This window comes from Enterobacter sp. 237C8, from assembly GCF_034106865.1.
Classification (GTDB): domain Bacteria; phylum Pseudomonadota; class Gammaproteobacteria; order Enterobacterales; family Enterobacteriaceae; genus Enterobacter; species Enterobacter asburiae_B.
The window spans coordinates 197,314-209,747 of sequence record NZ_JAWNDF010000001.1 but is presented as its reverse complement, the minus strand read 5'-3'; the positions used below and the strand labels follow the sequence as shown (position 1 = coordinate 209,747).

General features: G+C 58.2%; 10 protein-coding genes. 7 read left to right on the top strand and 3 right to left on the bottom strand.

What is annotated here, in order from left to right; genetic code table 11:
• The first annotated feature begins 38 nt into the window (after positions 1-38).
• Positions 39-953: an SPFH domain-containing protein gene (locus tag USF70_RS01015; protein WP_023310620.1), complete on the top strand. Its 915-nt coding sequence runs from the start codon at positions 39-41 to the stop codon at positions 951-953.
• A complete protein-coding gene (locus USF70_RS01010) occupies positions 950-1,402 on the top strand; it encodes an NfeD family protein (protein ID WP_039263977.1) in 453 nt (150 codons plus the stop codon). The genes USF70_RS01015 and USF70_RS01010 overlap by 4 nt, the downstream gene beginning before the upstream one ends.
• Here the strand turns inward: USF70_RS01010 and cueR are convergent.
• On the bottom strand, positions 1,399-1,809 hold the full coding sequence (gene cueR / locus USF70_RS01005) for a Cu(I)-responsive transcriptional regulator (protein WP_214579314.1): 411 nt from the start codon (positions 1,807-1,809) through the stop codon (positions 1,399-1,401). The two genes, USF70_RS01010 and cueR, sit on opposite strands and share 4 nt — an antisense overlap.
• Positions 1,810-1,917: 108 nt before the next feature.
• On the opposite strand from cueR, the gene copA reads away from it, so the two are divergent.
• From copA to ybaK, 3 genes are all read left to right on the top strand, one after another.
• Entirely contained in the window at positions 1,918-4,416 is a 2,499-nt protein-coding gene (gene copA / locus USF70_RS01000; RefSeq protein ID WP_320735174.1) for a copper-exporting P-type ATPase CopA, read from the top strand.
• A gap of 50 nt (positions 4,417-4,466) precedes the next feature.
• Positions 4,467-5,261 (top strand): TraB/GumN family protein, encoded by a 795-nt coding sequence (locus USF70_RS00995; protein ID WP_087822114.1) that lies wholly within the window; start codon positions 4,467-4,469, stop codon positions 5,259-5,261.
• A gap of 199 nt (positions 5,262-5,460) precedes the next feature.
• The gene (gene ybaK, locus USF70_RS00990) at positions 5,461-5,940 is read left to right on the top strand and encodes a Cys-tRNA(Pro)/Cys-tRNA(Cys) deacylase YbaK (protein WP_023310615.1); all 480 of its coding nucleotides are present in this window, start codon (positions 5,461-5,463) and stop codon (positions 5,938-5,940) included.
• Between the two features lie 121 nt (positions 5,941-6,061).
• Here the strand turns inward: ybaK and ushA are convergent, their stop codons facing one another.
• Entirely contained in the window at positions 6,062-7,714 is a 1,653-nt protein-coding gene (gene ushA, locus USF70_RS00985; protein WP_033144802.1) for a bifunctional UDP-sugar hydrolase/5'-nucleotidase UshA, read from the bottom strand.
• 169 nt (positions 7,715-7,883) lie between these two features.
• On the opposite strand from ushA, the gene USF70_RS00980 reads away from it, so the two are divergent.
• Positions 7,884-9,092: an MFS transporter gene (locus tag USF70_RS00980; protein ID WP_320735173.1), complete on the top strand. Its 1,209-nt coding sequence runs from the start codon at positions 7,884-7,886 to the stop codon at positions 9,090-9,092.
• Between the two features lie 229 nt (positions 9,093-9,321).
• On the top strand, positions 9,322-10,998 hold the full coding sequence (gene ybaL / locus USF70_RS00975; RefSeq protein WP_087822111.1) for a YbaL family putative K(+) efflux transporter: 1,677 nt from the start codon (positions 9,322-9,324) through the stop codon (positions 10,996-10,998).
• A gap of 119 nt (positions 10,999-11,117) precedes the next feature.
• On the opposite strand, the gene USF70_RS00970 is transcribed toward ybaL, so the two are convergent.
• Positions 11,118-12,422, bottom strand: coding sequence for an inosine/guanosine kinase (locus USF70_RS00970; protein ID WP_069303753.1), 1,305 nt, complete (start codon positions 12,420-12,422; stop codon positions 11,118-11,120).
• Between the last annotated feature and the right edge of the window lie 12 nt (positions 12,423-12,434).

Sequence of the window (12,434 nt, the reverse complement as noted above, 5' to 3'; positions counted from 1 at the left end):
ACTTTCACTCATCACAGCATGCAAAACAGGAGGTTTTTATGCTTATCGTTGTTCCTGTCCTTATTTTCGTTGCGCTGGTTATTGTGGGCGCAGGCGTCAAAATTGTCCCTCAGGGCTATCAGTGGACCGTCGAGCGTTTCGGTCGCTACACCAATACCCTCCAGCCAGGCTTAAGCCTGATTGTTCCGTTCATGGATCGGATTGGTCGCAAGATCAACATGATGGAGCAGGTACTGGACATTCCTTCTCAGGAGATCATCTCCAAGGATAACGCCAACGTCACCATCGACGCCGTCTGCTTTATTCAGGTGATTGATGCGCCGAAAGCGGCCTATGAGGTCAGCAACCTGGAGCTGGCGATCGTCAACCTGACGATGACCAACATCCGTACCGTGCTCGGCTCAATGGAGCTGGACGAGATGCTTTCCCAGCGCGACAGCATCAATACCCGCCTGCTGCACATTGTCGATGAGGCAACGAACCCGTGGGGGATCAAGGTCACCCGTATCGAGATCCGCGACGTGCGCCCGCCGGCGGAGCTGATCGCCTCCATGAACGCCCAGATGAAGGCCGAGCGAACCAAGCGCGCCTACATTCTGGAAGCCGAAGGGGTGCGTCAGGCGGAGATCCTCAAAGCGGAAGGGGAAAAACAGTCGCAGATCCTGAAAGCGGAAGGCGATCGTCAGTCCGCATTCTTACAGGCGGAAGCGCGTGAACGTTCAGCCGAGGCGGAAGCCCGCGCCACCCAGATGGTGTCCGAGGCAATCGCCGCCGGTGATATCCAGGCCGTGAACTACTTTGTCGCGCAAAAATATACCGACGCGCTAAAACAGATCGGCTCGGCGAACAACAGCAAAGTGGTGATGATGCCGCTGGAGGCCAGCAGCCTGATGGGCTCTATCGCCGGTATTGCCGAACTGATTAAAGACAGCGGAAACGAGCGTAAAAAATGATTGAGCTGATCGCTGCACATCCTCATGCCTTCTGGCTAAGCCTCGGCGGCTTATTGCTGGCGGCGGAGATGCTGGGCGGCAACGGCTACCTGCTCTGGAGCGGTGTTGCCGCCGTCATTACGGGCCTTCTGGTCTGGATCCTTCCCCTGGACTGGGCGTGGCAGGGTGCGCTATTTGCCGTGCTCACGCTGGTGGCCGCGTGGCTGTGGTGGCGCTGGCTAAACCGGCGGGTTACCGAGCAAAAGCCGCTGGACGCGCACCTCAACCAGCGCGGACAGCAGATTGTCGGCAAGCGTTTTACGCTCGACACCGCGCTGGTAAACGGGCGCGGGCATATGCGCGTGGGCGACAGCTCGTGGCCGGTAGTCGCCGACGACGACCTCAGCGCCGGCACGCGGGTTGAGGTCATTGCGGTGGAAGGCATTACCCTGCGGGTGAAGGCCTGTTAGACAGAGGCCTTACGATGACAGCAGCCGGCAAGATTATCGATAATCGGGCAGTCGGCGCTGTCATCCCCCGGACAGGATTCCGCGAGCTGTAGCAGCTGTTCGCGCATCGACTGCAGCTCGATGATGTGGCGTTCAATTTCGGCCACTTTTTCCAGCGTGCGTTTTTTCACGTCGGCGCTGTGACGCTTCGGATCGTTAAACAGGTTCACCAGCTCGCCGCACTCTTCCAGATTAAAACCGACCTGTCTTGCCTGGCGCAGCAGCGTCAGTTCATCCAGATGCAGCTGCGTGTAGCTGCGGTAGCCGTTTTCACTGCGCAGCGGTGGCGTTACCAGCCCCTTCTCTTCATAAAAGCGGATTGCCTTGCTGGTTAAGCCGGTTTTTTTTGCCACGTCACTGATATTCACAATTCCCCCTTGACCTTCCCCTTGATGGAAGGTTTAACCTTCATAACAGTTAGCGAAAAGCGTTACTCCGGTCAACTACTGACCAGTTCATTATACGGGAGTTTTGTTATGTCTCACACTATCGACCTGACGCTGGACGGCCTCTCCTGCGGCCACTGCGTCAAACGTGTTAAAGAAAGCCTGGAACAGCGCCCTGACGTTGAAAGCGCTGACGTGACTATCGATCATGCCGCCGTAACCGGCAGCGCCAGCGCGGATGCGCTGATCGATACCATCAAGCAGGCCGGTTACGGGGCGGAGTTAAGCCACCCAAAGGCTAAACCGCTGGCAGAGTCATCATCCCCGTCGGAAGCACTGACAGCGGCCACTCCTGAGCTTCCGGCAGCTGATGAGATTGACGACAGCCAACAGCTGCTGATCAACGGCATGAGCTGCGCCAGCTGCGTCTCCCGGGTACAAAACGCCTTGCAGGCCGTACCGGGCGTCGCGCAGGCACGGGTAAACCTCGCGGAGCGCACTGCGCTGGTGATGGGCAGCGCCTCCGCCGCAGATTTAGTGCAGGCCGTTGAGAAAGCGGGCTACGGGGCGGAGGCCATCGAAGATGATGCCGAGCGCCGCGAGCGCCAGCAGGAAACGGCTATCGCCACCATGAAGCGCTTCCGCTGGCAGGCGATTGTCGCCCTGCTGGTGGGTATTCCGGTGATGGTGTGGGGCATGATGGGTGACAACATGATGGTCACCGCTGACAACCGCACGCTGTGGCTGGTGATTGGTCTGATTACCCTTGCGGTGATGGTGTTTGCAGGCGGGCATTTCTATACCAGCGCCTGGAAGAGCCTGAAAAACCGCACCGCGACGATGGATACGCTGGTGGCGCTCGGTACCGGCGCGGCGTGGCTCTATTCGATGAGCGTGAACGTCTGGCCCCAGTGGTTCCCGATGGAGGCGCGTCATCTCTATTACGAAGCCAGCGCGATGATTATCGGCCTGATTAACCTGGGCCACATGCTGGAAGCCCGCGCCCGCCAGCGCTCCTCGAAAGCGCTGGAAAGATTGCTTGATTTAACCCCGCCGACGGCCCGCGTGGTCACGGACGAGGGGGAGAAAAGCGTCCCGCTGGCGGAAGTTCAGCCCGGCATGACGCTGCGCCTGACGACGGGCGATCGCGTTCCCGTTGACGGCAAGATAACCCAGGGCGAAGCCTGGCTGGATGAAGCGATGCTGACCGGCGAGCCTATCCCTCAGCAGAAATCAGACGGCGACGCCGTTCATGCCGGCACGGTGGTGCAGGACGGCAGCGTGCTGTTTACCGCCAGCGCCGTCGGCAGCCACACGACGCTGTCGCGTATCATCCGCATGGTGCGCCAGGCGCAGAGCAGCAAGCCGGAAATTGGCCAGCTTGCTGACAGAATCTCGGCCATTTTTGTGCCGGTGGTGGTCGGCATTGCCCTGCTGAGCGCGGCGATCTGGTATTTCTTCGGCCCCGCACCGCAGATTGTTTACACCCTGGTGATTGCCACTACGGTGCTGATCATCGCCTGTCCTTGCGCCCTTGGCCTGGCGACCCCAATGTCGATTATCTCCGGCGTAGGCCGCGCGGCCGAATTTGGCGTACTGGTACGGGATGCGGACGCGCTGCAGCGGGCCAGCACCCTCGACACGCTGGTGTTTGATAAAACCGGGACGCTGACCGAAGGCAAACCGCAGGTGGTGGCCGTCACTACCGCAGGCATTGCGCAAGAGGAGGCGCTGCGTCTCGCCGCCGCGCTGGAGCAAGGATCCAGCCATCCGCTGGCGCGCGCCATTCTCGATAAAGCGAATGCTTCTGCCCTGCCGCAGGTCAGCAATTTCCGCACCCTGCGCGGGCTCGGCGTCAGCGGTGAAGCAGAAGGCCACGCGCTGCTGCTGGGCAACCAGGCATTGCTCAATGAAAATGGTATTGATACCGCCGCGCTGGAAAGCGAGCTGAAGGCGCAGGCGTCTCAGGGCGCTACGCCGGTTCTGCTGGCGGTGGATGGCAAAGCCGCCGCGCTGCTGGCCGTGCGCGATCCGCTTCGCCAGGACAGCGTGGACGCCCTGCAGCGTCTGCACCGTGCGGGCTATCGTCTGGTGATGCTGACCGGGGACAATCCGACAACGGCCAACGCCATCGCGAAAGAGGCCGGAATTGATGAGGTCATTGCAGGCGTACTGCCGGACGGTAAAGCGGACGCCATCAAGAAACTGCAAAGTCAGGGTCGTCAGGTGGCGATGGTCGGCGACGGCATCAACGATGCCCCGGCGCTGGCCCAGGCGGACGTCGGGATTGCCATGGGCGGCGGGAGCGATGTCGCCATCGAAACCGCTGCCATTACGCTGATGCGCCATAGCCTGATGGGCGTTGCCGACGCGCTGGCCATTTCAAAAGCCACGCTGCGCAACATGAAGCAGAACTTACTGGGAGCGTTCGTCTATAACACCCTCGGTATCCCAATCGCGGCCGGTATTCTGTGGCCGCTGACCGGTACGCTGCTTAACCCGGTGGTCGCGGGTGCGGCGATGGCGCTCTCCTCCATTACCGTGGTGAGCAACGCCAACCGGCTGCTGCGCTTTAAACCGAAGGATTGAACCTTGTACCCGTACGCGCTAGCATGAACCTTTCCATTCATGGAGCGCGTATGGGTCTGTTTAATCGTATAAAAGCATCGTTTCGCGCCCTCTTTCCTCGCCGTTATGCCTGGCCCGGTCTGGATATCTCTCTCCCCGGCGGGCAGCACCTGCACCTGGTCGGCAGCATTCATATGGGTACGCAGGATATGTCTCCCCTGCCACCCGGGCTGATTAAACTGCTAAAACGCGCCGACGCGCTGGTCGTTGAGGCGGACATTTCGGGTCAGGAGTCGCCGTTTGTCGGGCTGGAAAGCGATCTCACTCTGGCGGAACGTCTGGATGATGCCCGGCTTGCGGAACTGACGCGCGTCGCGGATGAAACCGGCGTGTCGCTCTCCATGATTGACACCCTGCCGCTCTGGCAAATTGCGATGGTGCTGCAGGCTACGCAGGCGCAGCGTCTGGGACTGCGCGGTGACTACGGCATTGATTACCAGTTGCTGAACGCGGCAAGGGCCCGCAGCCTGCCCGTCATTGAGCTGGAAGGGACGGACAGCCAGATTGCGCTTCTGCGCCAGCTTCCCGACGACGGCCTGATGCTGCTGGATGATACGTTGACCCACTGGCACACCAACGCGCGCCTGCTGCAGACCATGATTGGCTGGTGGCTGGACGCGCCGCCTGAGGACGGTAAGCTGGCATTGCCCTCGACGTTCAGCGAATCGCTGTATGATGTGCTGATGAATGCGCGCAACAAAGCCTGGCGGCAGACGCTGCATGCTTTGCCCGCGGGGCATTACGTGGTGGCGGTTGGGGCGTTACATTTGTACGGAGAAGGGAATTTGCCGTCACTGTTGAAATAAAAAAATGGCCAATATTTCTATTGGCCCGTCAAAGAGGAATTTCATCGTTTTTATTATGCCGAAGGAGACCTTCGGTTGAGCCGATTGTCGCTCAAAGTGACCATCACTGCCAATACTATTGCGCAAGATGGTGCTATTTTTTAGACAAACGTCAGGCGTATGCTGATGGCATGATTTGTCTGTCGTAAGAAGGATAGCTATGACTCCCGCCGTTAAATTACTCGAAAAAAACAACATTTCTTTCCGGATCCACACTTACGATCACGATCCGAATGAAACTAACTTTGGTGATGAAGTGGTGCGCAAGCTGGGGCTGAATGCTGACCAAGTTTATAAAACGCTGCTGGTGGCGGTGAATGGCGATATGAAACACCTCGCCGTCGCGGTTACTCCGGTGGCGGGACAGCTGGATCTGAAGAAAGTCGCCAAAGCCCTGGGGGCGAAGAAGGTGGATATGGCGGATCCGATGGTGGCGCAACGCACCACGGGCTATCTGGTGGGCGGGATCAGTCCGCTCGGGCAGAAAAAACGCCTGCCGACGCTGATTGATGCCCCTTCGCAGGAGTTTGAAACCATCTTTATATCCGGCGGCAAACGCGGGCTGGATATCGAGCTGGCGGCGGGCGACCTGGCGAAAATGCTGGACGCGAAGTTTGCGGATATTGCGCGCCGGGATTGAGAAAATTGCCCGGTGGCGGCTGCGAGGTAAAAGCAAAACGGTAACAGGCGTTACCGTTTTTTGTGTTCGCGCCCTCTCCCGGTGGGAGAGGGTTGGGGTGAGGGCATCAGGCCGCACACCACTACTGCCAGCTCACCTCACCCTTCGGCTCGTACGCATTCACGTCAATCGGCGAATTCTGCTCGATGAACTGTTTCAGCACTTCCGCATCGATAAAGCCGGTATTCACGTATCCCGGTTTATTATCGATATGCGGATAGCCGTCGCCGCCGGTGGCGTTAAAGCTTAACGTCGCCAGACGGTACGTTTTGGCCGGGTCAACCGGTTCGCCTTTGATCTTCAGGTCGTTAAGCTTGCCGTCTTTCGCCACAAAGCTGACGTTGGCAAACTGCGGATAGGCCCCGGAATCCGGCTTCATCTGCGCCACGGCGGTCAGGTAGTCAATCACCTCTTTCCCGCTCATGTCCGCATAGACCACCACGTTGCCGAACGGCTGCACCTTCAGGACATCCTTATAGGTAATGTTTCCACCCTCGATGGAATCACGAATACCGCCGCCGCTCATCACGCCGAAGTCGGCGCCGGTGCGCGCCATTTGCGCCGCCAGCACCAGGTGGCCCATGTTGGTCTGCACGAAGCGAACTTTACTGCGGTCTCCCTCCAGACGACCGTTCAGCGTGCCGATTTTCACGTCCAGCTGCGCCTTGCCCTTGTTCTGGAACGGCGTCAGCAGGGAGAGCATCTGCTGGTTTTCAGCGATCTCTGGCGTGTAGAGTACGCGCTCACTTTTACCGTCCGGGTAGGTGACTTTCTTCTTCAGGTTGACCGGGATGAGCTGATAATGAACAAGCTTCATCTCGCCGTTACGGAACTCAAAATCCGCCCGGCCGACGTATTTGCCCCACTCGTGCGCCTGAACAATCCAGATACCGTTCTGACGGTCCGGCGCGCACGGCGTGCCCGGCACGTAGTCCACCTGCTTTTTGTTCTCGGATGCCATACACACCGGATCCTGTGAGTGACCGCCCACAATCATTGCCAGCGAGCCCGCAGGCAGGCTGCGCGCCATCTCCACATCGCCGGGCGCGTTAGAGCCGTGCTCGCCGTTGTCGTAGTGCCCCATGTGCGTGGTGGCGATAATCACGTCCGGCTTTTCGTTTTGCTGCAGCTCCTGAATCACCAGCTTCGCTTCGTCTGCCGGTTTGCGGAATTCAATATCGGTAAAGAACTCGGGGTTGCCAATTTTCGCCGTGTCGTCAGTGGTTAAGCCGATGACCGCAATTTTCAGATCCTGGCGCTTAAACAGCGCCCACGGCTTAAACAGGCGTTCGCCGGTGCTTTTCTGGTAAATATTGGCGGAGAGGAAGGGGAATTTGGCCCATTTTTCCTGCTGACGCAGCACGGTCAGCGGATTATCGAACTCGTGGTTACCCACGGCCATCGCGTCGTAGCCAATCAGGTTCATGCCGCGAAAATCAGGTTCCGCGTCCTGTAAATCGGATTCCGGCACGCCGGTATTGATATCGCCACCCGACAGCAGCAGCACGCTGCCGCCCTGGGCAGCCACCTCTTTGCGGATGCCGTCCACCAGCGTTTTTTGCGCCGACAGGCCATATTCGCCGTATTCGCTGCGCCAGAAATGACCGTGGTGATCGTTGGTATGCAGAATGGTGATTTTATAGGTTTTGTCTTTTTCATACGCCTGCGCGGGCAAGCTTACCAGGCCCCACGCGGCGATGAGCGCCAGCGCGACGCCCCGCTTCATAAACTTCATCTTCTCTCTCCCTGACCAATAGACAAAGGCAAAAATTACAGTGACTAACAAGAATAGACAAATAAGTTTTCAGAATTGCGACTTTCTTCAAATGTCCCGGACGGGTATGTTAGTCGGATAATAATTACACCCTGCATCTCTAATAACGAAAAACGTGGTACTTCTCTCTATGGCAATCAGTGAATCAACCCAGCCCGTTCCGGGCGCGCCGGCGTCGCGCACCTCCTTTAAAGTCTTAGGCGCAATCAGTCTCTCGCACCTGCTCAACGACATGATCCAGTCGTTGATTCTGGCCATTTATCCGCTGCTGCAGTCCGAGTTTTCGTTAACGTTCGTGCAGATCGGGATGATCACCCTGACCTTCCAGCTGGCTTCCTCACTGCTGCAGCCGGTGGTGGGCTACTGGACGGATAAATACCCGATGCCGTGGTCGCTGCCGATCGGCATGTGCTTTACCTTAAGCGGGCTGGTGCTGCTGGCCATGGCGGGGAGTTTTGAAGCGGTGTTGGTTGCCGCCGCGCTGGTGGGCACCGGATCGTCCGTCTTCCATCCGGAGTCCTCGCGCGTGGCGCGTATGGCTTCAGGGGGCCGTCACGGTCTGGCGCAGTCTCTCTTCCAGGTGGGCGGTAACTTTGGTAGCTCTCTCGGCCCGCTGCTGGCCGCGGTGATTATTGCCCCTTACGGTAAAGGCAACGTGGCATGGTTTGTACTGGCCGCGCTGCTGGCGATCATCGTGCTGGCGCAGATCAGCCGCTGGTATGCCGCTCAGCATCGCGTGAATAAAGGTAAACCTAAAGCGAAGGTTATCAATCCCCTTCCGCGCAATAAGGTTATCCTGGCGGTTTCCGTGCTGCTGGTACTGATTTTTTCGAAATACTTCTATATGGCGAGCATCAGCAGCTATTACACCTTTTATCTGATGCAAAAATTCGGATTATCGGTACAGAATGCGCAGATCCACCTGTTTGCCTTCCTGTTCGCCGTTGCGGCCGGCACGGTCATTGGCGGGCCTTTGGGTGATAAGATTGGGCGTAAATACGTCATTTGGGGCTCTATCCTCGGCGTGGCGCCGTTTACCCTTATTTTGCCGTACGCGAGCCTTGAATGGACGGGGATTTTAACCGTGATCATTGGTTTTATTCTCGCATCCGCGTTTTCCGCCATTCTGGTCTATGCCCAGGAGCTGCTGCCTGGCCGTATCGGTATGGTTTCCGGGCTCTTTTTCGGTTTCGCCTTCGGCATGGGCGGGCTTGGCGCGGCGGTGTTGGGGATGGTGGCGGATCACACCAGCATCTTCCTGGTTTATAAAATCTGCGCTTTCCTGCCACTTCTTGGGATGTTGACCATATTCCTGCCTGATAACCGTCATAAAGCGTAAATTACGGGTAGCCAAAGTTTTACTTTGGCTACCTGATACCCTGATGCCATAAGGGTTTCTTCTTCTTACCCTCGCTGAATTTATCAAAACGCGCTTTTTTACGTGCATATTGCTGTTTTATTCAAACTTCAACAATAATTCATAAACATAAGGGTAAAAATTGTCATAAACTATTACTCGGTTTTTTGGTTTTCGCCAAAAAGGAACACCCACAACGAAAGGAGACGGAATGCACCACGCCACACCGCTTATCACCACCATTGTTGGTGGACTTGTGCTCGCTTTTATCCTCGGCATGATTGCCAATAAGCTGCGTATTTCTCCTCTTGTCGGCTATCTGTTAGCGGGTGTACTGGCGGGCCCCTTTACGCCAGGCTTCGTGGCGGATACCAAGCTGGCCCCTGAGCTGGCGGAATTGGGCGTGATTCTGCTGATGTTTGGCGTCGGCCTGCACTTCTCCCTGAAGGATCTGATGGCGGTAAAGTCGATCGCCATACCGGGAGCGATCGCCCAGATTGGGGTGGCGACGCTGCTGGGGATGGCGCTTTCGGCGGTGCTGGGCTGGTCGTTAATGACCGGCATCGTATTTGGGCTGTGTCTCTCAACCGCCAGTACCGTGGTGCTGCTGCGCGCGCTTGAAGAGAGACAGCTGATAGACAGCCAGCGCGGGCAAATCGCGATAGGCTGGCTGATTGTTGAAGACCTGGTGATGGTCCTGACGCTGGTGCTGCTGCCAGCCGTCGCCGGGATGATGGAAAAAGACAACGTCGGTTTTGCCTCGCTGGCGCTGGATATGAGTATCACCATCGGTAAGGTGGTGGCATTTATCGCCATCATGATGCTGGTGGGACGCCGTCTGGTGCCGTGGATCATGTCCCGCAGCGCGGCAACCGGCTCCCGCGAGCTGTTCACCCTCTCCGTGCTGGCGCTGGCGCTGGGTATCGCTTTTGGTGCCGTAGAGCTGTTTGACGTCTCCTTTGCCCTGGGCGCGTTCTTCGCCGGGATGGTGCTGAACGAGTCCGAGCTGAGCCACCGCGCGGCGCATGACACTCTGCCGCTGCGCGATGCCTTCGCCGTGCTGTTCTTCGTCTCCGTCGGGATGCTGTTTGACCCGATGGTCCTGATTCACCAGCCGCTGGCTGTGCTGGGCACGCTGGCGATCATCATCTTTGGTAAGTCGCTCGCCGCCTTCTTCCTGGTGCGGATGTTTGGCCACTCGCCGCGGACGGCGTTGACCATCGCCGCCAGCCTGGCGCAGATCGGTGAGTTCGCCTTTATTCTGGCCGGTCTGGGCATGGCCCTGAACCTGCTGCCGCAGGCGGGGCAAAACCTGGTGCTGGCGGGGGCGATTCTGTCGATTATGCTGAACCCGGTGCTGTTTGCCCTGCTGGAAAAATACCTCGATAAAACCGAAACGCTGGAAGAACAGACGCTCGAAGAAGCCATCGAAGAAGAGAAGCAGATCCCGGTGGATATTTGCAATCACGCCCTGCTGGTCGGCTTTGGCCGCGTGGGCAGCCTGCTCGGTGAGAAGCTGATGGCGCAGGGCATTCCGCTGGTGGTGATTGAGACCTCACGCACCCGCGTCGACGAGCTGCGCGAGCGCGGGATTCGTGCGGTGCTGGGCAATGCGGCAAACGAAGAGATCATGAATCTGGCGCATCTGGACTGCGCGCGCTGGCTGCTGCTGACCATACCTAACGGCTATGAAGCGGGCGAGATTGTGGCTTCCGCACGCGAGAAGTGCCCAACGATTGAGATTATCGCCCGGGCGCACTATGACGACGAGGTGGAGTACATTACCGAGCGCGGTGCAAATAAGGTGGTGATGGGCGAGCGCGAGATTGCGAATACGATGCTGACGCTGCTGGAGAATCCGCCGGTTGAAGAAGGGGTGACGGGGTAGGTTTGGTGCGGTCTGGTCCCCTCACCCCGGCCCTCTCCCCATAGGGGCGAGGGAGAAAAGACGGCTTCGTGCTATCCCCTCTCCCCTATGGGGAGAGGGTTAGGGTGAGGGGTTTTCTTTTACCTGTCCCAGTACGCCTCTTCGAGGCTGTCTTCACGTTCCGGCAGACCACGCGTTAAGCGCGGGGAGTGCTGGTTCAGTACCTGATAGCTCACGCGGTTGGCATATTTACACACCTGCGCCAGCGAGGAATAGGTCAGCCAGCTGAACTTGTGCTTGCTGGAGTTCGGCACGTTGGTTTTATGGTAGGCGTTAGCGGTGATGTCGTGCAGCAGTGCGGCCAGCGCGCCGTCGCCCGCACCGTTGGTGTTCATGATCTTCTCCGGCCCGCCCATATACGGCGCGATATGAGAGTAGATTCGCAGCGGATTCACGCAATCTTTGTAGCGCATGCCGCGGCTGAACTCGTACTGGTTGAACTCGGCAATCGCACCGGGCAGCAGCGGGTGCTGGGTTTTGCGCTTGCTCTCTTCTTCCGTGAAGCCCGCCATATAGAGCCCAACCGGGCCGGCGGTGCAGAGCACCAGATCCACCCAGTCCAGCGCTTTGTCAGACGCCAGCAGCGGATCGCTTTCGCCGGTCAGCGCTTCGGCCTCTTCTTCGTTCATTGCCAGAATCGAGACGTGCTCTTTCAGGAACGCCTGCCACCACTCCGGGTTATCGGCGATAACGAATTTCGTGCCCAGCGTCAGAACGACCGGCACGTTGTATTTCTTCGCGTACTCGATCGCTTTCATGGTCGCTTCCGGCATCGGCTCGCCCGGCTTACAGCGCACCAGATAGGAAGTCAGCACCAGCGCCGAGGCGCCCGCGATCACCTCTTCCGGAATACTCTCGGCGCGCAGCTTATTCATATGACCCGGGCTGATGGCAAAAGTACGCTCGCCGGAATCGCTAATCAGCGTAAAGCAGCGGCCAATAGGCCCGTCGACGCCCTGAAGGTAGTTCAGATCGGTACGGCTGGAGGTGTTGCAGAGATAGCGGTAGGCATAGCCACCGATTTCAATATTGCTGCACATCACGCCGAGCAGCACCGAGCGGTCGTCGGCCAGCACGGAGTAGTTATGCATGGTATTGCCGATGGTGCCACCGGCGAACTGATGGGTAATCAGGCTTTCGCGCACCAGCTCCTGATACAGCGCTTCGGCAACGTCGTCCTCAATCACCAGCGAGTGACCGGCGCTCAGACCGTAACGGGCGACAAACGCATCATCCACTTTCGCTTCAATGTCCACCAGCGTCTGATCGATACCGACGACCCATGCCGCGCTGGTTTCGTTTTCTGGCTGGATTTGCTGCAGGAGCGGGTCGCGGGCATCGACGGGGAAGTAGTGTTTGGATTTGCGTTTACCGGGAAATTTCATGGTCTGAACTGT

Bases quoted from the DNA above. Each gene is read 5' to 3' on its own strand.
- USF70_RS01015 (WP_023310620.1), top strand. From the start codon at position 39: ATGCTTATCGTTGTTCCTGTCCTTATTTTCGTTGCGCTGGTTATTGTG.
- USF70_RS01010 (WP_039263977.1), top strand. From the start codon at position 950: ATGATTGAGCTGATCGCTGCACATCCTCATGCCTTCTGGCTAAGCCTC.
- copA (WP_320735174.1), top strand. From the start codon at position 1,918: ATGTCTCACACTATCGACCTGACGCTGGACGGCCTCTCCTGCGGCCAC.
- USF70_RS00995 (WP_087822114.1), top strand. From the start codon at position 4,467: ATGGGTCTGTTTAATCGTATAAAAGCATCGTTTCGCGCCCTCTTTCCT.
- ybaK (WP_023310615.1), top strand. From the start codon at position 5,461: ATGACTCCCGCCGTTAAATTACTCGAAAAAAACAACATTTCTTTCCGG.
- ushA (WP_033144802.1), bottom strand. From the start codon at position 7,714: ATGAAGTTTATGAAGCGGGGCGTCGCGCTGGCGCTCATCGCCGCGTGG.
- USF70_RS00980 (WP_320735173.1), top strand. From the start codon at position 7,884: ATGGCAATCAGTGAATCAACCCAGCCCGTTCCGGGCGCGCCGGCGTCG.
- ybaL (WP_087822111.1), top strand. From the start codon at position 9,322: ATGCACCACGCCACACCGCTTATCACCACCATTGTTGGTGGACTTGTG.
- USF70_RS00970 (WP_069303753.1), bottom strand. From the start codon at position 12,422: ATGAAATTTCCCGGTAAACGCAAATCCAAACACTACTTCCCCGTCGAT.